Origin of the sequence: Blastococcus goldschmidtiae (genome assembly GCF_031845325.1) — a bacterium.
GTDB lineage: Bacteria > Actinomycetota > Actinomycetes > Mycobacteriales > Geodermatophilaceae > Blastococcus > Blastococcus goldschmidtiae.
In genome coordinates, this window is record NZ_JAVREI010000007.1 from 26,202 (window position 1) to 47,765 (window position 21,564).

Here is a 21,564-nt window from a genome sequence, read left to right on the forward strand (position 1 = left end):
CGAAGCGCGGGTGACGGGCGACACAGCCGGAACGAACGGGTGGTTCCACTCGTCGCGGAAATACCCCCGGGGGGTATCTGGCTGGTCTGGCCACGGGTCGGCTCACACCTCCGGGACGTCGATCCGCTCGTTGCCCCCGGACACCAGGAACGAGGTCGTCAGCCATGTCGAAGCACCCGAACCGCCCAGGCCGGCAGCAGGCGGGACGCGGCGGCGTTCCCGCGCCCGAGCACGACCACGGCACCACCCACGGGCAGGGCATGCCCGACGCCGGTGCCGTCGGTGCGCCGCCGCGGACCGCGGACCCCCTGACCGCTGCGGCGGACGACCGGCCCGCCCACGACGCGCACGCCGGGGGCCACGAGGGCCACGGCGGGCACGGCGACCACGTCGCCATGTTCCGGCGGCTGTTCTGGATCATGCTCGTGCTGGCGGTGCCGACCGTCCTGCTCAGCGAGATGTTCGCGTCGATCGTGGGGTACGACCTGCCCGACGTCGCCGGCCTGGAGTGGGTCGCTCCCGTCCTCGGGACGGTGATCTACGTCTGGGGCGGCCGACCGTTCCTCACCGGTGCCGTGGGCGAGATCCGGGCCCGGCAGCCCGGGATGATGCTGCTCATCGGCATGGCCATCACGGTGGCCTTCGTCGCGTCCTGGGGTGCCACCCTCGGGGTGATCTCCCACGAGCTGGACTTCTGGTGGGAGCTCGCCCTGCTGGTCGTCATCATGCTGCTCGGCCACTGGCTGGAGATGCGCTCGCTGGCGCAGACGTCGTCGGCGCTGGACTCGCTGGCCGCGCTGCTGCCCGACGAGGCGGAGAAGGTGGTCGGGGACGGCGTCGTGACGGTCGCACCCTCCGACCTGCAGACCGGCGACGTGGTCGTCGTCCGGCCCGGCGGCCGGGTACCCGCCGATGGGCAGGTCGTCGAGGGCTCGGCAGACGTCGACGAGTCGATGATCACCGGTGAGTCCCGCCCGGTGCGCCGCGGGCCCGGGGACGACGTGGTGGCCGGGACGGTCGCCACGGACACCGCCATCCGGGTACGGGTCACCGCGGTGGGGGACGACACCGCCCTGGCCGGCATCCAGCGACTCGTCGCCGACGCGCAGTCCTCCTCGACCCGCGCGCAGCTCCTCGCGGACCGGGCGGCCGGATGGCTGTTCTGGTACGCCGTGGTGGCCGCGGCGATCACGGCGGTCGTCTGGTCCGTCGTGGGTGCGCCCGACGACGCGCTCGTGCGGGTCATCACCGTGCTCGTCATCGCCTGCCCGCACGCCCTCGGGCTGGCCATCCCCCTCGTCGTCTCCCTCTCCACCGAGCGTGCCGCCCGGGGCGGGGTCCTGGTGAAGGACCGCGCCGCGCTGGAGCGCATGCGGACCATCGACACCGTCCTGTTCGACAAGACCGGCACGCTCACCCGGGGTGCTCCCGCGGTCGAGCACGTCACCGCCACCGGGGAGTCCGAGGACGACGTCCTCGCCCTGGCCGCCGCCGCCGAGGCCGACAGCGAGCACCCGCTCGCGCGGGCCGTGGTCGCCGCCGCGCGGCAGCGACAGCTGGCCCTCCGGCCGGCCACGGGCTTCCGCGCCTCGGCCGCCGTGGGCGTGACGGCCACCGTCGACGGCCGCACCGTGTCCGTCGGCGGACCGCACCTGCTGGGCGAGCACGGCCTGGCGCCGTTGGCCGCCACCCGGCCGTGGGCCGACGGCGGGGCCACCGTCCTCCACGTCCTGGTCGACGGGGAGGTCGTGGGTGCGCTGGCGCTGGCCGACGAGGTCCGCCAGGAGTCCCGGGAGGCGGTCGACGCGCTGCACGAGCTCGGAATCGAGGTCGTGATGATCACCGGCGACGCCGAACCGGTGGCCCGCGCCGTGGCCGGCGAACTCGGCATCGACCAGGTCTTCGCCGGCGTGCGCCCGGAGCACAAGAGCGAGAAGGTCGCCGAGCTGCAGCGCCAGGGGCGGTCGGTCGCGATGGTCGGGGACGGCGTCAACGACGCCCCCGCGCTGGCCCAGGCCGACGTGGGCATCGCCATCGGTGCGGGTACCGACGTGGCCATCGCCTCTGCCGGGGTCATCCTCGCCTCGGACGACCCGCGCTCCGTGCTGTCGGTCATCCAGCTGTCCCGGGCCGGCTACCGCAAGATGGCGCAGAACCTCTGGTGGGCGGCCGGGTACAACCTGATCGCCGTGCCGCTCGCGGCGGGCGTGCTGGCCCCGGTCGGGTTCGTCCTGCCCATGGAGGTCGGGGCGCTGCTGATGTCGCTGTCCACCGTCGTGGTGGCGCTCAACGCCCAGCTGCTGCGCCGGATGGACCTCCGTCCGGAGGCGAGCGTCGCCGCGGCCCGGTCCGGCCAGGTCGCGGGCGCACCGGTGGGGGCTGTCGCGCAGCGGTGACGCACGCCACGCGGGGGGATACGGTCGCCTCCCGTCCGCCGATTCCCGAGGAGCCCCCTGCCGTGAGCCCTGCCGACGTCCTCGCCGACCTGGCGAACACCTACCGCGACCTGCACGAGCACCCGGAGCTGGCCTTCGCGGAGCGCCGCACGGCCGGCATCGTCGCGGAGCGGCTCGACGCGCTGGGCTACGACGTGACCACCGGGGTGGGGGGCACCGGCGTCGTCGGCATCCTGAGCAACGGGCCCGGTCCCACCGCCCTCCTGCGGGCCGACATGGACGGCCTGCCGGTGCTCGAGGAGACCGGTCTGGCCTACGCGAGCAGGGCGCGCGGGACGGCGGCCGACGGCTCGGAGACCCCGGTCATGCACGCCTGCGGGCACGACGTGCACGTCACCTGCCTGCTCGGCGCGGCCGCGACCCTGGCCGCCGAGCGGCACACCTGGAGCGGCACGGTGCAGCTGGTCTTCCAGCCGGCCGAGGAGGTCGGCGGCGGAGCCCAGGCGATGATCGACGACGGGCTGCTCGAGCGGTTCGGTCGTCCCGATGTCGTGCTCGGCCAGCACGTCGGGCCGCTGCCCGCCGGCACCCTGGGCCTGCGGCGCGGGCCGGCGTTCGCCGCCGCCGACATGCTGCGGATCGTGCTGCACGGCCGCGGCGGTCACGGCTCCCGTCCCGAGACCACCGTCGACCCGATCGTCATGGCCGCGGCCACGGTCATGCGGCTGCAGACCGTCGTCTCCCGCGAGATCGCCGGCAGCGAGTCGGCCGTGCTCACCGTGGGTGCCCTGCACGCCGGCAGCGCGGGCAACGTCATCCCCGACCGGGCGGAGCTGCGGGTGAGCATGCGCTCCTACAGCCCCGACGTCCGCGCCCGGCTGGTGGCCGCCGTCGAGCGGATCGTGCGGGCCGAGGCCGCCGCCTCGCGGGCACCGCAGGACCCGGAGGTGATCCTCACCGAGTCCTTCCCGGTGCTGGTCAACGACCACGACGCGGGGACGCGCACCCTCGACGGCTTCGACCGCGACCTGGGCCCCGGGCACACCATGGATCCGGGTCAGGTCACCGGCAGCGAGGACGTCGGGGTCCTGGCCACCGCGGCCGGCGCGCCGCTGGTCTACTGGCTGCTGGGCGGCGCGGACCCGGCGTTGTTCGCCGGTGTCGAGAGCCGTGGCGGGCTGGGCCGCGTCCTGCGGGGTCTGCCGTCCAACCACTCGCCGCAGTTCGCCCCGGTCATCGAGCCCACGCTGACCACCGGCGTCGCGGCCCTGGTGTCCGCGGCCCGCACCTGGCTGCCCGTCGAGGGCGGCGGGACCGCGCCGGCCTGAGCCACGCAGGGCAGAACGACGCAGGAGGGGTGGAGCCCTGTGGCCCCACCCCTCCGGTGCGTCCTGCGCGGCCGTCCGGCCGCTGGGACTACGCGATCAGCTGGTCGGCACGGTGATGGTCGCGGTGCCGATCAGGAAGCCGCCGGCGAGGGCGTCGGTGCTGAACGTCGAGTTCAGCAGCTCGGCGGCCTCGGCGCTGAGCAGCACCTCGGTGCCCTGGAGCACGGCCTCGCCGCCCTCGATGGCCGGCGGGTTCAGGGTGCTGCCGTCCAGGTCGAACAGCGGAGCGCTGGCCACGGCCGGCTGGCCGTTCACGGCGACGTCACCGAACAGCCGCGACGGGGTGCCCGGGTCGACGGTGAAGTTGGTCAGCTCGACGGTGGTGCCGCCGGCGGCGAGGCTCAGGCCGCTGTCCTGGTGCAGCAGCGTGCCCTGCACGTAGGGGCGGTAGCCGCTGTCCTTGTCGAACACCGTCACGGTGCCGCCGGTGATCGGGAAGCTCACCGAGCCGTCGGCCAGCTCCGCGTCACCCACGACGCCCGGAGTCAGGCCCAGGGTGCCGAGCGCGTCGACGAAGCCCTGGTCCAGGGCAACGGCGGTGCTGCCGCCGGCGGGGATGGCCGGGAGGGAGGCGACCGGCTCGGGACGGGCGAACTGGGCGCTCGACGAGCTCGACGAGGTGGCCTCGTCGGCGGTGGCGTCGTCGGTGCCGCAGGCGCTCAGGCCGAGGGCTGCGCTGAGGGCCACGCCGGCGACCAGGAGCTTCGTGGGGGAGCGGAACTGCTTCATGGGAACTCCTCGTGTCGATCGGGATGTCAGCAGGTCTTCGGCGTCCCGGGCCCGATCGGATTGCACACCACCGATCTCCCCCCGATCGGGTGGTTGCCGAGCGGCGAAGGCGGGCACCCCGACCTGGTGCGTCGACGAGAAGAGCTGCGCGTGCCGCTGACGGACCCGATGAACCGATCGTCGGCGCGCGCCCGAACAGGCGGCGTGAGCCGAACCCACCGTCGCGTCGTCCGCCGCCCCGTGGTCCAGGGTGCCGGCCGATGAGCCTGGCGATCGTCGAGCAGCTCACGGCCGGCGACCTCTACGACACCGCGCTGCGCTGCGCCGGCGAGCCGGGGGAGCGGTGGCGGTGGTTCGCCCGCTACGAGGGCGGACGGCGGCATTCCCTCGCAGGTGCACTCGGCCAGTGGGTCGGCGGCGCCGACGAGGCAGACCGCGAGCTGCTGGCCCGCGCCGACGGCGCCGTGCTCGATGCCGGTTGCGGACCCGGCCGGCTCGCCGCCGAGCTGGCGGACCAGGGCCGCGAGGCGCTGGGCGTCGACACCTCACGGGTCGCGATCCAGATCGCCCGGGGGCTGGGCGCCACGGCGGTCCGGCGCTCGATCTTCGAACCGGTGCCCGCCGAGGGCCGTTGGGACACCGTCCTGCTCGCTGACGGCAACATCGGGATCGGCGGCGACCCGGTCGCGCTGCTGGCGCGGTGCCGGGAACTGGTCGCGCCGTCCGGCCGCGTCCTCGTGGAGCTCGACCCACCCGGCCGGGGGCTGCACACCACCCGGATCCGGCTCGAGCGCGGCGCCGAGCGCGGCGGTTGGTTCCCCTGGGCGCACGTCGCCGTCGACGCCGTCGAGGAGCCGGCCGCAGCCGCCGGACTCGTGGTGGACGCGACGTGGGAGCACGACGGCCGCTCGTTCGCGAGCCTGGCCCCGCGCCCCGACGACCGCGGACAGGTGCACCGCATCGCCCTGGCCGGCTGACCGTGCGGGTGCTGGTCACCGGCGGTGCCGGATTCATCGGCTCGCACGTCGTCGAGGCGTTCGTCGCCGACGGGCACCAGGTCCGCGTGCTCGACGCGATGCTGCCCGCCGTCCACCCGGCCGGGAGCACGCCGCGGCTGCCCGCCGGGGTCGAGTTCGTCCACGGCGACGTCCGCGACGCCGACACCGTCGACGGGGCGCTGACCGGGGTGGACGCCGTCTGCCACCAGGCCGCGATGGTGGGCCTCGGCGTCGACGTCCAGGACATGGCCGAGTACGCCGGCATCAACGGGCTGGGCACCGCGGTGCTCCTGGCCGCCATGGCGCGCGCCGACGTCGGGCGGCTGGTGCTGGCCAGCTCGATGGTGGTCTACGGCGAGGGCCGCTACGAGTGCCCGGTCGACGGCGTCGTCCCGGCTGCGGCGCGCCGCCGCGAGGACCTCGATGCCGGCCGCTTCGAGCCCCCGTGCCCCGCGTGCGGCCGGCAGCTGGCCTGGCAGACGGTGCCCGAGGACGCTCCGCTGGACCCGCGCAACACCTACGCCGCCACGAAGCTGAACCAGGAGCACCTCGCGGCGGCCTGGGCCTCGTCGACCGGGGGTGGCGCGATCGGCCTGAGGTACCACAACGTCTACGGCCCCCACATGCCGCGCGACACCCCGTACTCCGGGGTGGCGGCCATCTTCCGCAGCGCCCTGGAGGCCGGCCGGGCGCCGCGGGTGTTCGAGGACGGCGGCCAGCAGCGCGACTTCGTGCACGTCACCGACGTCGCGCAGGCCAACCTCCGTGCCCTCGGCGCAGACCCGCCCGCCAGCGCCCTGCGCGCGTACAACGTCGCCTCGGGGCACCCGCACACCGTCGGGGACATGGCCGCCGCGCTGGCCGACGCCTTCGGTGGCCCGGCTCCGCAGATCACCGGCGAGTACCGGATCGGCGACGTACGGCACGTCGTCGCCAGCCCCACCCGCGCCGAGCAGGAGCTGGGGTTCACCGCACGGGTGTCCTTCGCCGACGGGATGCGGGCCTTCGCCACCGACCCGCTGCGCCCGGCGCCCTAGCTCACCAGGGGGTGCGGACGCTCACCTCCACCACGATGGCCAGCAGCGCCGACAGCCCGAGCCAGAAGCCGTGCGAGCGCGCCGGCAGCCATGCCGTCGCCGGCAGCAGCCACACCACGAACGGCAGCCAGATCCGCTCGGTCTCGCCGAGGACCAGCCCGCTCAGGTTGCTGACGGCCACCCCGCCCAGCGAGGCCAGCACCAGCCAGCGCAGCCGCCCGCGCATCCCCGCCATCCCGGCGACGATCGCCGGACCGGTCGCCACCGCGGCGGCGGCGACGTTGCCGACCAGGAACCAGAGGCGCTGATCGGCCCGGTCGGGATAGGCGGCCCCGGCGCGCACCCGCTCGGCGACGACGGCGATGCCCTCGAACCACCAGTAGCCGCCGAGGGCGAACAGCGCGAACACCACGAGCACGCCGGCCGCGGCGACGGCCAGCACCCGCACCACCCCCGCCCAGCCCAGCCGCGACCGCTGCAGCAGCACGGCGGTCAGCGCGAGCAGCCCGGCGGGGGCCAGCCCGAAGGACAGGTGCAGGCCCAGCCCCAGCAGCAGGCCGCCGCCGAGGGCCTGCACCGAGCCGACCGGGGTGAGCCCGCGCACGGCGGCCAGCGCCAGCAGGGTGACGCCCCACGCGGTGACCCCGGCGAACAGCGCGTCGGCGCTGGTGACCATCCACACCGCCGCCGGCAGCAGCACGGCGAACGGTGCGACCGCGCGAGCCGCCGCCTCGTGGGCGATCACCCGGACGGCGACCAGCACCGCCGTGACGGCCAGCGCGCCTCCGGCGATGCACAGCGCCGCGGCCCATCCCGGACCGCCCAGCCCGACCCGGTCCAGTAGCACGAAGGCCAGCAGCGCTCCCGGCGGATGGCCGGCCACGTGGGTGGCCCACTGGCCGTCGGACCCCACCGGCACGGCGTCGGTGAAGGTGGACAGGAACGTGCCCAGGTCCGCCACCTTGCCGACGTCGGCGACGTACTCGTGCTCGCTCGCCATCGGCTCGGCGAGCGCGCCCCATCCGCTGCTCAGCGCCAGCGCGACCCCCCAGGTCGCGGCTCCGGCGGTGCTCGCTCCCAGCAGCGTGCCCCAGCGCAGCCGCCGCGCCAGGGCGGGACCCCACAGCACCACAGCGACCGCGACGGCGATCGGGAGCAGCACCCGGGCGGACAGCACCGCGTCGAACGGCCCCACGACGAGGTACCCACCGGCCAGGTGCAGATCGCCTCCGTCCCGGGTGATCAGCCAGCCGGCCAGCCACACCGCGGCGACTCCCGCAGCCACCGCCCCGGCGAGCAGGCCCCGGGCGGTGCGCCCGCGCCGTGCCGCCTGCCGGTCCGGCGGAGCGGGGGGCGCGGTCGCCGTCGAACTCACTCGATGGAGCCTAACGGCGCACCTCCGACGTGCCGGGCGGGCGAACCGGACGGCCGTCGAGTACGAACTGTGGTCATGCCCCCAGAAGACGTCCCGGCGGTCGACGTCGTCCTGCCCTGCCTGGACGAGGCCGCGTCCCTGCCGTGGGTGCTGTCCCGGCTGCCGGCCGGTTACCGGGCGATCGTCGCGGACAACGGATCGACCGACGGCTCGGCCACCATCGCTGCCGAGCACGGCGCCACCGTCGTCGCCGTCCCGCAGCGCGGGTTCGGCGCCGCCGCGCACGCCGGCCTGGAGGCGGCCACGGCCGGCGTCGTCTGCTTCTGCGACGCCGACGGCTCCATGGACCCCGCCCAGCTGCCCCGGGTCGCGGATCCGGTGCTCGCCGGGGCCGCCGACCTCGTGCTCGGCCGCCGTCGCCCTGCGCGGGGTGCCTGGCCCGTGCACGCCCGCGTCGCCAACATCGCGCTGGCCCGCATGCTGCGCCGGCGCACCGGCCTGCGGCTGCACGACCTCGGCCCCATGCGGGCGGCCCGGCGCAGGGCGCTCTTGGGCCTGGGGCTCACGGACCGGCGCTTCGGCTACCCCCTGGAGATGGTGACCGCCGCGGCCGACGCCGGCTGGCGCGTCCGCGAGGTCGACGTCGACTACGCCCTCCGCACCGAGGGGTCGAGGTCGAAGGTGACCGGCACCGTGCTGGGCACCGTCCGCACGATCCGCGACATGCGCGGGGTGCTGGCCCGGTGACCGCGTCGCTGCGCACGCAGGTCCTGGTCATCACCAAGGCGCCGGTCCCCGGCCGGAGCAAGACCCGGCTCACCCCGCCGTGCACCCCCGACGAGGCGGCCGGCATCGCCGCCGCCGCGGTGGCCGACACCCTCGATGCCGTGCGGGCCGCCCCCGTCGCCGGCCGGGTCGTGGCGCTCGACGGCGAGCCGGGCGCGCTGGACCTCGCCGGGTTCGCCGTCGTGCCCCAGGTCGAGGGTGACCTGGGCACCCGGCTGGCGGCCGCCTTCGCCGACGCGATGTCCGGATCCGCGGCACCCACCCTGCTCATCGGGATGGACACCCCGCAGGTGACGCCGGAGCTGCTGGTCCGGTGCGCGGAGCGGCTCGAGGCCGGTGGCCCCGGGACCGCCGTCCTCGGCACCGCCCCGGACGGCGGCTGGTGGGCGCTCGGCGTGCACCGGGCCGACGGCGCCGCGGTGCTGGCGGACGTGCCGATGTCCCGGGAGGACACGGCCGCGCGCACCCGCGAGGCCCTCGAGGCGTCCGGGCTGGCCGTGCTCGAGCTGCCCGAGCTCACCGACATCGACCACTTCCCCGACGCCCTCGCCGTGGCCGCGCACTGCCCCGCGGACAGCCGAACCGCCCGCGTCGTCGCCGCCGTGGCCGCCGCGGTCGAGGGCCGGGCATGAGCAGCGCGCTGGACCGCTTGCTCGGCGCCCGGGTGCCCGGACCGCCGGAGTCGCTGCGCCGGGGTCCGTTCCGTGCCGGGGCGTTCCCCAGCCCGCTGCACTCCGAGCGCCGCTCGGCCCGCGTCGGGCTGTGGCTGGGCCTGGCTTTCACGATCTGCTTCGTCACCGGGCTGATCAGCCACCTGATCCAGAACCCGCCCGGATGGTTCGTCTGGCCGGCCTCCCCGGTCTGGCTCTACCGCGTCACCCAGGGGCTGCACGTGGCCGTCGGCCTGGCGGCCATCCCGCTGCTGCTGGTCAAGCTCTGGGCGGTCTACCCGAAGCTGTTCGAGTGGCCGCCGGCAGGCTCTCCGTCCCGGCTGGTCAGCCGGCTGTCGATCCTCGTGCTGGTGGGCGCTGCGTCCATGCAACTGGTCACCGGGGTCATCAACACCGCGCAGTGGTACCCGTTCGGCTTCTTCTTCACGGTCGGGCACTACTGGACCGCCTGGATCGCCATCGGCGCCGTCGCCGTGCACGTCGGCGCGAAGGCGCCGGAGATCCGCCGCGGGCTGGCCCGACGGGGCACGCCCGGCGCGGCCGCCGGGCTGACGCCGGAGCAGACCGCGGAGCGGGCAGCGGTCGACGACGCCGCCGAGACCAGCAGCGTGCCGCGCCGGGCCTTCGTGCTGGCCGCGGGGCTCGGCGTCGGCGCCGTCACCCTCACCACCGTCGGGCAGACCTTCTCCCCGCTGGGGCAGGTCTCGCTGCTCGCACCACGCCAGCCCGGCGTCGGCCCGCAGTCGCTGCCCGTCCGGCAGACCGCGCGCGCCGCCGGCGTCACCGACGTCGGGCCCGGGTACCGGCTGGTCATCGACGGGCCGAACCGGCTGGAGCTCACCCTCGACGACCTCGCCGCCTTCCCGCAGCGCACCGAGCGGCTGCCGATCGCGTGCGTCGAGGGCTGGAGCGCGAACGCCACGTGGACCGGCGTCCGGCTCGGTGATCTGCTGGCCGAGGCCGGCCTCGCCCGGGACACCGAGGTCGTCGTCGAGTCGCTGCAGCAGGGCGGGCTCTACCGGACGTCGGTCGTGGCACCTCCGCACGCGCGCAGCCCGCGGACGCTGCTGGCCACCGGGCTGAACGGCTCCCCCCTGGTGCCCGACCACGGCTATCCGGTCCGGCTGATCGCGCCCAACCGCCCCGGCGTGATGCAGACCAAGTGGGTCACCCGGGTGACGCCGTCATGAGCCTCGCCGACGAGTCCGCGCGCGGCCTCGACGACCGCGCCGCCGGCCTCGTGCCGGGTGACCCCTACGCCTCCGACCCCGCCCGCCCGGCGACGTCGGCGCGTGGTCCGTGGTGGCGCTGGTTGTTCGTGCTGCCCGGCCTGCTCGCCGTCGGCTACGGCGCGTACGGACTGCTCGGCGCCGGCGACCGCGTGCCGCTGTCCGCCTGGGGGACCTGGTTCGTGGGCAGCGCGCTGCTGCACGACCTGCTGATCGCCCCGGTCTGGATCGGTCTGGGCTGGCTGGCCGCCCGACTGCTCCCACGGCCGGCCCGCCCGGCCGCCGTCGTCGGCGTCGCCGTGGCCGGGGTGCTCACCCTGGTCGCGCTGCCGTTCCTGCTCGGCCCCGGCGCGAGCGCCGGCAACCCGTCGTTCCTGCCGCACGAGATCGGCCGCAACCTGGTGCTGATCGACGTCGCCGTGCTGGCCGCGGCCGCCGTCTGGGGCACCGTCGCGACGGTCCGCGCCCGCAGGGCGGCCTGAGTCATGCGGTGCCGCCCACGGGGGCGGCGGCGCGCTCCGGGCTCATCCGCCGCGTGCGGGCGATGAGCCGGCGGCAGCGCAGCTCGAGGATCACGACGGCGACGCCGAACAGCCGGAACTGCGGATTCGTCGTCTGCTTCGCCAGGTAGCGGGCGTAGACCTGCTGGGCGATGACGGCGACGCGGAACAGGCCGAAGACCTCGTACCAGGCCCACTCGCGGTTGGTCACCGACGTGCCGGTGCGCGCGCAGTAGTAGGCGACCACCTGCTCGCGGGTGAGCATCCCGGGCAGCTGGGTGGGCTGCCGGCGGAAGGCCTGCATGAGCCGGCCGTCGTCGGCCTGAACCCAGTATCCGAGCGCCCCCGCCAGATCCATCAGCGGGTCACCCACGGTGGCCAGCTCCCAGTCGAGCAGCCCGGCCGGCCGGGTGGGGTCGGCCGGATCGAGGACGACGTTGTCGAAGCGGAAGTCGTTGTGCACCAGCGTGTGCGGGCGGTCGGCCGGCTGATGCTCGGCCAGCCACGCCATCACCGGGCCGAAGGTGCCGACGTTCCAGGTGCGGGCCCGGCGGTAGCGCTCCGACCAGCCCTCGACCTGGCGGCGCACGTAACCGAGCCCCTTGCCGAGGTCGGCCAGGCCGGTGCCCGCGACGTCGACCGAGTGCAGGCCGGCGAGCAGGTCCAGGACGTTGCGGCACAGGGCGGCCACCTGGTCGCGGTCCAGCTGCACGCCGCGGGGCAGCTCCTTGCGCGGGATGGGACCGGCCAGCCGCTGCATCACGTAGAACGGGGTGCCGATGACGCCCGCGTCCTCGCACAGCGCCACGGTGCGCGGGACGTAGGGCAGGACGCGCTCCAGCTCGGTCTGGATGCGGTGCTCGCGGGCCATGTCGTGCGCGCCCCCGGCGTGGGTGCCCTTCGGCGGCCGCCGCAGGATCAGGTCGCCGTCGGGGTAGCGGAGCAGGTAGGTCAGGTTGGAGACGCCGCCGGAGAACTGCTGCACCTCGGGGACGGAGGACAGGTCCACGCCGGCGTCCCGCGCGTGCGCGGCCAGCCAGGCGGCCATCGCGGCGACGTCGAAGGCGTCCTCGGCCCGGACGTCGCGGGCGCCGCCGGTGTCGGGTGCGGTCACGTGAGCTTCCGGACGACCGACAGCGGCAGCACCTTCATGAGGAACCCGATCGGGACCCAGGGCCAGGCCGGGACGTAGGCCTTCGGACGCCGCTTCTCGATGGCCTCGACCATGCTGCGGACGCCGGTCGGGGTGTCGACCATGAACCGGGTCTTCTGTGCGACGTGCGCGTTCATCTCCGAGCGGATGTAGCCCGGGTAGATCACCGAGACGTCGAGCCCGGGGATGCGCTCGGACCGCAGCCCCTCGGCCAGCGCGGCGACGCCCGCCTTCGTGGCGGCGTAGGTGGTCATGGCCTTGCGCATGCCGCGCAGCGCCGACATCGACGAGATCAGCACCAGGTGCCCGCGCTGCTGCCGGCGGAAGATCTCCAGCGCGGCCTCGGTCTGGGTCAGCGCGCCGACGAAGTTCGTCATCGCCGTCGCGCGGTTGGCGTCGGCCCGGCCCGTGCCCAGTGCGGCGCCCTTGCCGATGCCGGCGTTGACGACCACCCGGTCGATCGCACCGAACGACCCGGCGAAGCGGGTGAAGACGTCGGGTACGGCGGCGGCGTCGGTGACGTCGAGCGCGGCGGTCTCCACCCTCCGGCCGGTGCGCGCGGTGATCTCGGCGGCCAGGGCGTCCAGCCGCTCGGTGCGCCGGGCGCAGAGCGCGAGGTCGTAGCCCAGGTCGGCGAACTGCCGGGCCATCTCCTCGCCGAGCCCGGCGCTGGCGCCGGTGATGAGGACGACGCCGCGGCTCACGCCGTCGCCCCGTCCTGCTGCTCGGCGGCGTGGATGCGCGCCCCCATGCCGAGCATCTGCCGGTCGTACAGCCGCCGGGCCAGCCGCTTGGTCCAGAAGGCGATCCGCGCGTTGCGGTCGGGGAGTATCAGGAAGCGCCTGGCGTCCACCGCGCGCACGACCCGCTCGGCGATCTGGTCGGCGCCCAGCTTCGAGCCCTCGATGAGCCGGGTGGCGACCGTGTCCATCATCGGGTCGTCACCGCCCAGCGAGGCCGCGAGGTTGGTGCGGAAGAACGACGGGCAGACGACCGAGACGTCGATGCCCCACGGCGCCAGCTCCCAGCGGAGGCTCTCCGAGAGTGCGACCACCGCGGCCTTCCCGGCGTCGTAGGAGGTCATGGCCGGTGGGTGCACCAGTCCGGCGGCCGACGCGATGTTCACCAGGTGACCGGAGCCCTGCTCCTTGAACAGCGGCACGAAGGTCCGGCAGCCGGTGACCGCGCCGAGGACGTTGATGTCGAGCACCCGGCGCCAGTGGTCGGCGCTCAGCCGGTCGATCCGTCCGCCGGCGGCGATGCCGGCGTTGTTCACCAGCACGTCCAGGTCGCCGAACCCGTCGCGGACGCGGTCGAGCGCGGCGCGCCAATCGTCCTCGGAGGTGACGTCGAGCCGCTGGTACACCGCGCCGGCGGGCACCTCGGCGTCGGCGGCCAGGTCGGTCACCAGTACCCGCTCGCCACGGGCGGTGAGGCGCGCGGCCAGCGCGGCACCGAGGCCGGAGGCGCCGCCGGTGATCAGCACCCGGCGCGCGCCGGGTCGTGCGTCGTCGTCCATGGGCTTCACGCTAGGGAGCGCCCCGGCCGGTGCTGCACCGGGGAGTCCGCCTCAGTCCCCCCGGCCCGTGGCCCCGCGCCGCCGGAGGAACTCGGCCATCAGCCGGTGGGTGACCCCGCCGAGCCGGAGGGAAACCACGGTGCCGCCGGCGTCCCGCTCGACGTGCACGAGTTCCCCGGCCGCCCCGAAGCCCGGCTCGGGCGCGACGCGCAGCGTGCAGTCGTCGACGATCTGGAGCTCTGCCATCCCGGGGAGCGGATCGGACGCGGTCGGGCGGACCAGCACCAGCCGCCCGCCGAGCTCGACGACGTCGAGCACGCCCCACAGTCCGGCGAACCGGCCGGTGAAGGCGGCCGGCGGCGGTGCGTCGGCCGGGGGCGCGGGCACGGTCGCGCGGGGCCGCAGCGCCGCGTCGACCAGCTTCACCAGGCCGTGCGCGAGCTCCTGGGCCGGGCCGTCGACGGCATTGGTCAGCACGCTGACGACCAGCCCCGCGGTCGGGTCGGCGACGGTCAGCGTGATGTGCCCCGGCCACCCGCCGCTGTGCCCGACCAGCTGCCGCTCGCCCACGGTGGTCAGGTCCACGCCGAGCCCGTACCGGCCGACCTCGGTGCCGTAGGCGGTGACCACCGACTCGAGCCGCTGCATGAGCCGCTGGGCGTCGGGGGAGAGGAGCCGCTCGTCCCCGTGCACGAGCGCGGCCTCGGCGAAGGCGCTGAGCTCCTCGGCGGTGGACCAGAACCCGGTGGCCGGCGCGTAGGCGCCGGTGCGGGTGTGGCCGAGGACCACCCGGGTCTGCTCGCCGAGCAGCAGGGCGGTGTGGCCGGCGGCGTACTCGTCGGCCCGCGCGGGCTCGTGGTCGGCGCCGGTCCGGGTCAGGCCCAGCGGCTCGAGGATGGCGCGGCGGAGGCGCTCGGCGAAGGGCACGCCGGTGACCGCCTCGACGGCCAGGCCCACCAGGGCGTAGCCGACGTTGGAGTACTTGAAGTGCTCGTTGCGCCCGTGCACGGGGCCGCCGTCCAGCACCTCGGCGAACAGCGCGTCGCGGCCGGGGAAGGGCGCCTCGAGCTGCCAGAAGTCGGCGTGCGCGCCGTCGCGGGTGACGCCGGACTGGTGGCCCAGCAGCTCGCGCACGGTGGCCCGGGCGAGCGGCGAGCCGCCCGCCTCCAGCTCGGGCACGTACCGGCCGATCGGGTCGTCCAGCCGCAGCCGGCCCGCGTCGACCAGTTGCAGCACGGCGGTCGCGGTGAACGTCTTGGAGTGCGACGCGACGTGGAAGAGGTGCGCGGTCGTCAGCGGCGTGCCGGTGCCCGCGTCGGCGACCCCGACCGCGGCCGAGAGCACCAGCTCTCCGCCCGAGCGGACGGCGACCTGCACGCCCGGCACCCGCCGGTGTGCAGCCTGAGCCTCGACCCACGAGCGCAGGTAGCCGGCGGCAGCGCGGATCGTCGCGGTCGGTTCGGCGGGCCCCGTCGTCACGGTGCCGAGCGTGTCACGGCAGGCGGCACTCACTCCCGCCCGCCGGTCAGCTGCCCCGGACCCCTCTCAGAACGGTGGGGGTTCTTCGGCGGCGGGTGGTGGCTCCGGCGCCGGTGTGGTCGGTGCGGGTTGTTCGCGGAGGCCGGGTGGTCGGGTGGTGCGGGTGATGCCGGTCGGGGTGGTCACGTTCAGGGTGCCGTCGCGGTGCATGCGGGAGCGCCAGCCGCGGGCGAAGGTCTTGAGCCGGTGGTGGGTGCGGCACAGGCAGCAGAGGTTGTGGCAGCTGGTGGGTCCGCCGCGGTCGTGGGGCAGGACGTGGTCGGCGTCGGTGCGGCCGGCGGGTTGGCCGCAGCCGGGGTGCCGGCAGGTGCGGTCGCGGAGCCGGAGGAACCGTTGCTGGGCGGTGCTGTGCGCGTAGCCGTCGACATCGGCAGGCGGCCCCAGGACCGGGCAGCCGCAGTCGGCGTCCGGTCCGTGCATCCGGCAGCCGCGGGCGGCCCGCCGGGTGAGTTCGGTCGGGGTGGTGGTGGCCAGCAGGGCGCCGTCGTCGTCGGTGAGGGCCACCGTCAGGCTGCCGCCGGGTGGCGCCTGGACGCCGAGTGCGCCCAGCTGGGCGAGGAGCTCGCGCAGGTGGGCGGCGGTGATGGGGGTGCCGTTCACCGCCGGTGTCGCCTCCCCGGCCGCCGCCCGCTCCACCTGGTCCGCCGGGTCGGGAGGCTGCGCGAGGTCGGCAGGCGGCAGGAAATGGCTAGGGCGTGCGGCGCCGGGAGCGTCCGCGAGGTCGGGCGGCTGCGCGAGGCCGGGAGGGTGCGCGAGGTCGGGAGGCTCCGCGGCGCCGGGAGGCTCCGCGACGCCGGGAGGGTGCGTGACGCCGGGAGGTTCGGCCGGGGTTGCGAACCGGGCCTCCGCTTGATGCACCGGGTCCACCGGGTTGGGTGGGTCCACCAGGTTGGGCGGGTTGCCGTGCGCGGGTGGGTGCAGGGCTGGCAGTGGTGCGACGACGGTGACGTGGCCGGTCATCGCCGGGCGGGTGGGGTCACCGGACTGCAGCACCAGGGCGGCGTGGGCTTCGGCGCGCAGCACCCCGATCGGCCGGTCGTCGCCGGTGGCTGCGAGCTGGGCGGACTGGTCGATCACCGACCACATCGCCGCGGCCACCGGCGCGGGTAGCTCGCTGGCCAGCACCGACATGCCCTCGCCGGTCGGGTACAGCCGCACCGCGGCCCGCTGCTGGGCCTCGATGCGCCGCTGCTCGGCGAACTCCTCGTCCGCGGCCTCGGCGGCGGCGACCAGCCGCTGGCGCAGTTTCCCCGCCGACAGACCCGCCGCCAACGGCAGCACCGCGGGCACCACCGCCGCCACGACCTCGGCCGAGGCCGTGGCGAGGACGTCGGCGAACACCCGTGCGCGGTACCGGTCCAGTCGGCCGGCGGCGCACTCGGCGTGCACCGCGGGCATCCGTTCCACCAGCTGGTAGGCGTCCGACAGCACCCCGGCCGCGAACGGGCGGGCGCAGTTGAGCACCGCGGCCAGCTCGTCGGGCAGGAACTCCGAGGTGCCCGGCACCGGCGAGCCGCCCCCGCGCCGCCGGGCACCGGGATGCCCCGGTGGTGGATCGTCGGTGTCGGGCCGGGCGGCGGCCAGCGCCATGACCAGCTCCGCCTCGTAGGCGGCGTCCATGGCCGTGCGGGCCTGCACCCGCTGCAGCTCCGCGGCCACCTCCTCGGGGGTCATCAGGCCGACCGGCAGCCGCGCCACCGCCGGCGCCTGCGCCAGCAGCCACCCCAGCAGCGCACCCTCCACCACGGAGCGCTGCAGCACGGCCGTCGACATGTACCGAACATACGTTCGAGGTACGACAGTTCCCGGCCGGTTCCCGGTCGTCCGTGCGCCCACCACCCTGGACGGCGGACCCGGGGGAGCGGCAGGCTACCGGTATGACCGATCCCCGGTATGCGATCCCACTGGACGAGTTCGTCGCCGGGGCGGAGGTGGCGCGCGAGGAGCAGGTCGAGGTGCAGGCGGAGCCGGGCGTCCCGGCGCCCGTGTACGGGGATGCGCTGCGCTACGGCGACGGCATGACCGCCGACGCGGACGGCGACTGACGCCTCACCAGCGGCGGGGCAGTTCCTTCCGGTCCCGCCTGCTCCAGCCGAGCGCCACGGTCGCGCCGGCGAGTAGCAGCGCGAGCACGGTCAGCCAGAACAGGCCCTTGATGACCGCGCCCAGGATGCTGAGCGCCAGCCAGATCACGAGCAGCCAGCCGAGCAGACGCAGCACGGGGAACTCCTCGAGTCGGGTGCGGTGGCGCCGTCCAGCCTAGGTGCCGCAACGCACAGGTCGGTCGAACGGCTGACGGGTAGGGAGACGTCATGCGCACCGACGAGGTCCAGGGCGCCGCGGAGCTGGCCCGGCTGACGCTGCGGGGGAGCGCCACCCGCGTCCGGGAGGTGCACCAGGGCATCGCCGACCGTGTGTTCGGCGCGGTCGGGCCCGTCGGCCGACCGGTGAAGCTGTGGCACGACGCCGTCGCCGGGCTGAGCTACGCGGGCGTCGGCCTGGCACTGGGGCTGGGCGCGAGGGCCGTGGGCCGCGCGGCCGCGCGCCGGGCCAGCGGCCGCGACCTCGACGAGGAGCGCCGCGGCAGGCTGGTGCTGGGCGTGCTGAACGGGGCCCACGGCGACCTCGTGCAGCGCTCGGCTCCCGGGCTGGACCTCGGCATGACGGTGCGGGTGGCCGGCCGCGCCGTCCCCCTGGACGAGGAGTCGCTGCGCGCGGCCTTCCCGTCGGGGAGCGGCGGGATCGTGGTGTTCCTGCACGGCCTGACCGAGACCGAGGACTCCTGGAGCTACGGCGCCGAGAAGCACCACGGGCGGCCCGACGTCACCTACGGCACCCTGCTGCAGGCCGACCTCGGGCTCACCCCGGTGCACCTGCGCTACAACACGGGTCTGCACATCTCGGACAACGGGCGGGCGCTGGCCGCGCTGCTGGAGGAGCTGGTGAGCGCGTGGCCGGAGGAGGTGCAGGACCTGGTCCTGATCGGCCACTCCATGGGCGGGCTGGTCGCCCGCAGCGCCCTCCACCAGGCCGGCAGCGGGACGACGGAGGCGCAGGCCTGGACGCACCTCGTGCGCGACACCGTCACCCTCGGCGCCCCCCACCTCGGCGCCCCGCTGGAGCGCGGGGTGCACCGGCTCTCGGTGCAGCTGGCCAAACTCCCCGAGACCCGCCCGCTGGCCCGGGTGCTGGCGCTGCGCAGCGTGGGCATCAAGGACCTCCGCCACGGCGCCCTGGTCGAGGACGACTGGACCGGTCGCGACCTCGACGCCGCGACGACGGAGCTCCCCACGCACGTCCCGCTGCACGACGGCGCACGGCACTTCGTCGTCATGGCGACGCTGAGCCGCAACCCGGAGGGGCGGGCCGCCGACTGGTTCGGCGACCTGCTGGTGCCGCCGCGCAGCGCCCTCGGCGACACCGGGGACGACGACCGGCTGGCGTTCCCCGCCGACCACGTCCAGCGCCTCGGCGGGTTGCACCACTTCGGCCTGCTGAACCACCCGCAGGTGTACGCGCACATCCGGCGCTGGCTGCTGGACCGCCCGGAGGGCCCGCGGCCATCCGCACCCGAGCTGCCGGCGGAGGGCTGACCGACCGATCCGTCCGCGTGGCGTGACCTCCGGGTGACGCGGCCGTTGTCCTGCATCGAGGTCGACGACGACCCGGAGCGCGCCGACGACCAGGCCTACGTGCAGAAGATCTACGACCAGGTCGAGGCGCAGATCCAGGCGGGGATGGACCGGCTCGCGGCGAAGCGGACGCTGCCCGTCCTGGGGTGACCGCCCCGGCGGGACTCACCCCGACGGGGGATGTGCCGTCCGACCTGCGGTGACGATGCCTGGGGGGTGAGCGCTCCGGTCCTCCCACCCCACGACAGTGCCGTCCTTCCCGTGCGCGGGTACGGCGCGGCGGGCCTCGGGCGGCCGACCGGTGCACGCGACGGCCTGCCGGCGCCGGAGAGCCCCGTCCGGGTCGCCGTGGTGCGCGCCGTGGCGGTCGCGGCGGTGCTGGCCACCCTCGGCTACCTCGCCTGGCGGGTGCTCGCGACGCTGCCCGAGGGCGCCGCGCTGTGGATCGGCCTGCCGTTCCTCGCCCTGGAGCTCTACGGCGGCGTCGGCCTGGTCCTGTTCGTGCTGTCGACGTGGAACGTCGCGCCGGCCACCGTCCCGCCCGCGCGCCCGGGGCCACCGCCGTCGGTCACGGTGCTCATCGCGACGTACAACGAGCACCTCGACGTGCTGCTGCCCACGGTCGCCGCCTGCCTGGCGATGGAGGGCGACCACGAGACGTGGGTGCTCGACGACGGCGACCGCCTCGAGGTCGAGGAGATGGTGACCGCGCTGGGCGCCCGGTACGTCAGCCGCCCCGTGCACGACCACGCGAAGGCCGGGAACCTCAACCACGCGCTGGCGCTGGTGGAGACCGACCTGATCGCGGTGTTCGACGCCGACCACGTGCCCGACCCGCAGTTCCTCGTCCGCACCGTGCCCTACTTCGCCGACGAGCGGGTGGCGCTGGTGCAGACGCCCCAGCACTTCTACAACACGAGTTCCTTCGAGCACCTGCGCCCGGGCATGGACCTGCACGAGGAGGCGCTGTTCTACCGGGTCATCCAGCCGGGGAAGCACCACGCCGGCGCCGCCTTCTGGTGCGGCACGAACGCCGTCCTGCGGGCTGACGCGCTGCGCAGCATCGGCGGGGTGGCGACGGAGTCGCTCACCGAGGACTTCCACACCACGATGAAGCTGCACCGCGCCGGCTGGCGGAGCGCTTACCACAACGAGGTGCTCGCCCGGGGGCTCGCGGCCGGCAGCCCGGACGCCTTCTACGCGCAACGGCGCCGGTGGGGTCGGGGCTCCATGCAGGTGCTGCGGCACGACAACCCGCTCACCGCCTCCGGCCTCACGCCCCGCCAGCGGCTCGGGTACATCTACTCGCTGTCGGCGTGGTTCGACTCCTGGCGGACCCTCGGCCTGGCGCTCGTGCCGGTCGCGGTCCTGGTCACCGGGCTCTTCCCGGTGCACGCGCCGCCGCTGCAGTTCGCGGTCATGGCGGGCGTGCCGTTCCTGCTGCAGCAGGTGGCGCTCACGCTGGTGTCCCGCGGGTTCGCCCCGGCCCGGTTCTCCCTCCTCTTCGAGGTCGTGCGGCTGCCGTCCAACCTGGCCGCCACTCTCACGCTCGTGCGCCGTGGGACCGGCCGCTTCGCCGTCACGGCCAAGGGCCGCACCGGTGACGAGCGCACCCGCGCCCGGGTGCCGTGGGTGCTGCTCGTGCTCGCCGCGGTCCTCGGTGGCGCCCTGCTGTACACGGCGGCGAGCGTCGCCGGCTGGACGCCGACCGAGCACCGGGGCGGTGCGGCGACGCTGATCCCCGTCTTCTGGGTCGGAGCCACCCTGGGCTTCGTGCTGGCCGGGATCCGGCGCATCCGCGATCCGCGCTTCTCCGCCGAGCGCCGGGAGGGGCACCGGTTCCCCGCCGCGATGCCCGCGGTCGTCGACGGGGCCCCGGCCCGGCTGGTCGACGTCTCCCTGGGCGGCGCGCAGGTGCGCGTACGAGGGGTCGGCGCCGCGGTCGGCGCCGAGGTGGAACTGGCCATCCGGGTGCCCGACCGCGCCGCGCACGTGGTGTTCCGGGCCACCGTCCGCTCGCGGGAGGGCGACGTCCACCGGCTGCAGTTCGTGGGGCGCCAGTGGGCCGAGCTGGCCGCGCTGTCGGCGACGGCGTTCGGCGCCGGTGCCGCGCGGTGGGCGGCGTCCGCGGTGGTGCCGTCCACCGGTGGGGACCGGCCGGTCCCCGCGGGACGCGTCCCGGCCGCCCGCGTCCATCCCGACGCCGTGGCGATGGCCATGCGCAGCCCCGTGGTGGTACCGCCGGACGGCACTCCGCGGCCGGGTGACACCCAGCCGATCCCGCGGCTGACGCCGGAGCTCGAGCGCGCACTGGCCGTCGTCCGCGGCTGACGGCCGCCCACCTCGCCACGGAGGGCCCGGCCCGGCAGGGTGGGTGGTCCACGACGACGGACGGAGCGGCCATGGCAGCGCGGTACGAGTACAAGGTCGAGGAGATCCGCGAGGGGATGATCGGCGGCAAGATGTCCGGCGGGAAGCTGGAGAAGGTGCTCAACGAGCACGCCCGCGAGGGTTGGCAGCTCAAGGCGATCACCTCCGTGGAGGTGAAGGGCCGCATCGGCCCGGGCGGTGTCGACGGCGTGCTGGTGACCTTCGAGCGACCGGTGGCGTGA

The 21,564-nt window shown here is 75.4% G+C and carries 21 protein-coding genes; 13 read left to right on the plus strand and 8 right to left on the minus strand.

The window, feature by feature from the left end:
• Nucleotides 1-164 precede the first annotated feature (164 nt).
• Nucleotides 165-2,396, plus strand: coding sequence for a heavy metal translocating P-type ATPase (locus RM425_RS11595; RefSeq protein ID WP_311345359.1), 2,232 nt, complete (start codon nucleotides 165-167; stop codon nucleotides 2,394-2,396).
• 62 nt (nucleotides 2,397-2,458) lie between these two features.
• Nucleotides 2,459-3,724 carry an amidohydrolase gene (locus RM425_RS11600; protein ID WP_311345360.1) on the plus strand — a complete coding sequence of 422 codons (1,266 nt, stop codon included), beginning with the start codon at nucleotides 2,459-2,461 and terminating at the stop codon, nucleotides 3,722-3,724.
• Between the two features lie 96 nt (nucleotides 3,725-3,820).
• Here the strand turns inward: RM425_RS11600 and RM425_RS11605 are convergent, their stop codons facing one another.
• The gene (locus RM425_RS11605) at nucleotides 3,821-4,513 is read right to left on the minus strand and encodes an ABC transporter substrate-binding protein (RefSeq protein WP_311345361.1); all 693 of its coding nucleotides are present in this window, start codon (nucleotides 4,511-4,513) and stop codon (nucleotides 3,821-3,823) included.
• Between the two features lie 260 nt (nucleotides 4,514-4,773).
• Between RM425_RS11605 and RM425_RS11610 the strand changes: the two genes are divergently transcribed.
• Both RM425_RS11610 and RM425_RS11615 read left to right on the plus strand, forming a co-directional pair.
• A complete protein-coding gene (locus tag RM425_RS11610) occupies nucleotides 4,774-5,490 on the plus strand; it encodes a class I SAM-dependent methyltransferase (RefSeq protein WP_311345362.1) in 717 nt (238 codons plus the stop codon).
• Between the two features lie 8 nt (nucleotides 5,491-5,498).
• Nucleotides 5,499-6,548, plus strand: a complete 1,050-nt coding sequence (locus tag RM425_RS11615; protein ID WP_311345363.1) for an NAD-dependent epimerase/dehydratase family protein — start codon at nucleotides 5,499-5,501, stop codon at nucleotides 6,546-6,548.
• A 1-nt stretch (nucleotide 6,549) separates the two neighbouring features.
• On the opposite strand, the gene RM425_RS11620 is transcribed toward RM425_RS11615, so the two are convergent.
• Nucleotides 6,550-7,923 carry a hypothetical protein gene (locus RM425_RS11620; protein WP_311345364.1) on the minus strand — a complete coding sequence of 458 codons (1,374 nt, stop codon included), beginning with the start codon at nucleotides 7,921-7,923 and terminating at the stop codon, nucleotides 6,550-6,552.
• Nucleotides 7,924-7,998: 75 nt separating this feature from the next.
• On the opposite strand from RM425_RS11620, the gene RM425_RS11625 reads away from it, so the two are divergent.
• The 4 genes from RM425_RS11625 to RM425_RS11640 are packed head-to-tail and all read left to right on the plus strand — an operon-like array spanning nucleotide 7,999 to nucleotide 11,091.
• Nucleotides 7,999-8,670, plus strand: a complete 672-nt coding sequence (locus RM425_RS11625; protein WP_311345365.1) for a glycosyltransferase family 2 protein — start codon at nucleotides 7,999-8,001, stop codon at nucleotides 8,668-8,670.
• Nucleotides 8,667-9,341: a TIGR04282 family arsenosugar biosynthesis glycosyltransferase gene (locus RM425_RS11630; protein WP_311345366.1), complete on the plus strand. Its 675-nt coding sequence runs from the start codon at nucleotides 8,667-8,669 to the stop codon at nucleotides 9,339-9,341. Before RM425_RS11625 ends, RM425_RS11630 begins: the two co-directional genes overlap by 4 nt.
• Nucleotides 9,338-10,570: a molybdopterin-dependent oxidoreductase gene (locus tag RM425_RS11635; protein WP_311345367.1), complete on the plus strand. Its 1,233-nt coding sequence runs from the start codon at nucleotides 9,338-9,340 to the stop codon at nucleotides 10,568-10,570. The genes RM425_RS11630 and RM425_RS11635 overlap by 4 nt, the downstream gene beginning before the upstream one ends.
• Complete coding sequence (locus RM425_RS11640; protein ID WP_311345368.1) at nucleotides 10,567-11,091, plus strand: hypothetical protein; 525 nt, start codon at nucleotides 10,567-10,569, stop codon at nucleotides 11,089-11,091. The genes RM425_RS11635 and RM425_RS11640 overlap by 4 nt, the downstream gene beginning before the upstream one ends.
• A 1-nt stretch (nucleotide 11,092) precedes the next feature.
• On the opposite strand, the gene RM425_RS11645 is transcribed toward RM425_RS11640, so the two are convergent.
• The 5 genes from RM425_RS11645 to RM425_RS11665 all read right to left on the minus strand — a co-directional run bounded on the left by RM425_RS11645 (nucleotide 11,093) and on the right by RM425_RS11665 (nucleotide 17,093).
• Nucleotides 11,093-12,223, minus strand: a complete 1,131-nt coding sequence (locus RM425_RS11645) for a phosphotransferase family protein (RefSeq protein WP_311345369.1) — start codon at nucleotides 12,221-12,223, stop codon at nucleotides 11,093-11,095.
• Nucleotides 12,220-12,966, minus strand: coding sequence for an SDR family oxidoreductase (locus RM425_RS11650; protein ID WP_311345370.1), 747 nt, complete (start codon nucleotides 12,964-12,966; stop codon nucleotides 12,220-12,222). The genes RM425_RS11645 and RM425_RS11650 overlap by 4 nt, the downstream gene beginning before the upstream one ends.
• On the minus strand, nucleotides 12,963-13,781 hold the full coding sequence (locus tag RM425_RS11655; RefSeq protein ID WP_311345371.1) for an SDR family NAD(P)-dependent oxidoreductase: 819 nt from the start codon (nucleotides 13,779-13,781) through the stop codon (nucleotides 12,963-12,965). The genes RM425_RS11650 and RM425_RS11655 overlap by 4 nt, the downstream gene beginning before the upstream one ends.
• A gap of 51 nt (nucleotides 13,782-13,832) precedes the next feature.
• Nucleotides 13,833-15,260 carry a serine hydrolase domain-containing protein gene (locus RM425_RS11660; protein ID WP_311345372.1) on the minus strand — a complete coding sequence of 476 codons (1,428 nt, stop codon included), beginning with the start codon at nucleotides 15,258-15,260 and terminating at the stop codon, nucleotides 13,833-13,835.
• Between the two features lie 66 nt (nucleotides 15,261-15,326).
• Nucleotides 15,327-17,093: an HNH endonuclease gene (locus RM425_RS11665; RefSeq protein WP_311345373.1), complete on the minus strand. Its 1,767-nt coding sequence runs from the start codon at nucleotides 17,091-17,093 to the stop codon at nucleotides 15,327-15,329.
• A 104-nt stretch (nucleotides 17,094-17,197) separates the two neighbouring features.
• Between RM425_RS11665 and RM425_RS11670 the strand changes: the two genes are divergently transcribed.
• Nucleotides 17,198-17,365 (plus strand): hypothetical protein, encoded by a 168-nt coding sequence (locus tag RM425_RS11670; RefSeq protein WP_311345374.1) that lies wholly within the window; start codon nucleotides 17,198-17,200, stop codon nucleotides 17,363-17,365.
• A gap of 4 nt (nucleotides 17,366-17,369) precedes the next feature.
• Here RM425_RS11670 and RM425_RS11675 read toward each other — a convergent pair whose 3' ends face one another.
• Nucleotides 17,370-17,540, minus strand: coding sequence for a hypothetical protein (locus tag RM425_RS11675; RefSeq protein WP_311345375.1), 171 nt, complete (start codon nucleotides 17,538-17,540; stop codon nucleotides 17,370-17,372).
• A 92-nt stretch (nucleotides 17,541-17,632) separates the two neighbouring features.
• Between RM425_RS11675 and RM425_RS11680 the strand changes: the two genes are divergently transcribed.
• From RM425_RS11680 to RM425_RS11695, 4 genes are all read left to right on the plus strand, one after another.
• On the plus strand, nucleotides 17,633-18,913 hold the full coding sequence (locus RM425_RS11680; RefSeq protein ID WP_311345376.1) for a lipase family alpha/beta hydrolase: 1,281 nt from the start codon (nucleotides 17,633-17,635) through the stop codon (nucleotides 18,911-18,913).
• A 33-nt stretch (nucleotides 18,914-18,946) separates the two neighbouring features.
• Nucleotides 18,947-19,102: a hypothetical protein gene (locus tag RM425_RS11685; RefSeq protein ID WP_311345377.1), complete on the plus strand. Its 156-nt coding sequence runs from the start codon at nucleotides 18,947-18,949 to the stop codon at nucleotides 19,100-19,102.
• A 66-nt stretch (nucleotides 19,103-19,168) separates the two neighbouring features.
• Nucleotides 19,169-21,283, plus strand: coding sequence for a glycosyltransferase (locus tag RM425_RS11690; protein ID WP_311345378.1), 2,115 nt, complete (start codon nucleotides 19,169-19,171; stop codon nucleotides 21,281-21,283).
• Between the two features lie 71 nt (nucleotides 21,284-21,354).
• A complete protein-coding gene (locus tag RM425_RS11695) occupies nucleotides 21,355-21,564 on the plus strand; it encodes a DUF4177 domain-containing protein (RefSeq protein WP_311345379.1) in 210 nt (69 codons plus the stop codon).

Coding starts and splice junctions, on each gene's coding strand:
- RM425_RS11605 (WP_311345361.1), bottom strand. CDS start 4,513: ATGAAGCAGTTCCGCTCCCCCACGAAGCTCCTGGTCGCCGGCGTGGCC.
- RM425_RS11595 (WP_311345359.1), top strand. CDS start 165: ATGTCGAAGCACCCGAACCGCCCAGGCCGGCAGCAGGCGGGACGCGGC.
- RM425_RS11655 (WP_311345371.1), bottom strand. CDS start 13,781: ATGGACGACGACGCACGACCCGGCGCGCGCCGGGTGCTGATCACCGGC.
- RM425_RS11695 (WP_311345379.1), top strand. CDS start 21,355: ATGGCAGCGCGGTACGAGTACAAGGTCGAGGAGATCCGCGAGGGGATG.
- RM425_RS11640 (WP_311345368.1), top strand. CDS start 10,567: ATGAGCCTCGCCGACGAGTCCGCGCGCGGCCTCGACGACCGCGCCGCC.
- RM425_RS11625 (WP_311345365.1), top strand. CDS start 7,999: ATGCCCCCAGAAGACGTCCCGGCGGTCGACGTCGTCCTGCCCTGCCTG.
- RM425_RS11610 (WP_311345362.1), top strand. CDS start 4,774: ATGAGCCTGGCGATCGTCGAGCAGCTCACGGCCGGCGACCTCTACGAC.
- RM425_RS11670 (WP_311345374.1), top strand. CDS start 17,198: ATGACCGATCCCCGGTATGCGATCCCACTGGACGAGTTCGTCGCCGGG.
- RM425_RS11680 (WP_311345376.1), top strand. CDS start 17,633: ATGCGCACCGACGAGGTCCAGGGCGCCGCGGAGCTGGCCCGGCTGACG.
- RM425_RS11665 (WP_311345373.1), bottom strand. CDS start 17,093: ATGTCGACGGCCGTGCTGCAGCGCTCCGTGGTGGAGGGTGCGCTGCTG.
- RM425_RS11635 (WP_311345367.1), top strand. CDS start 9,338: ATGAGCAGCGCGCTGGACCGCTTGCTCGGCGCCCGGGTGCCCGGACCG.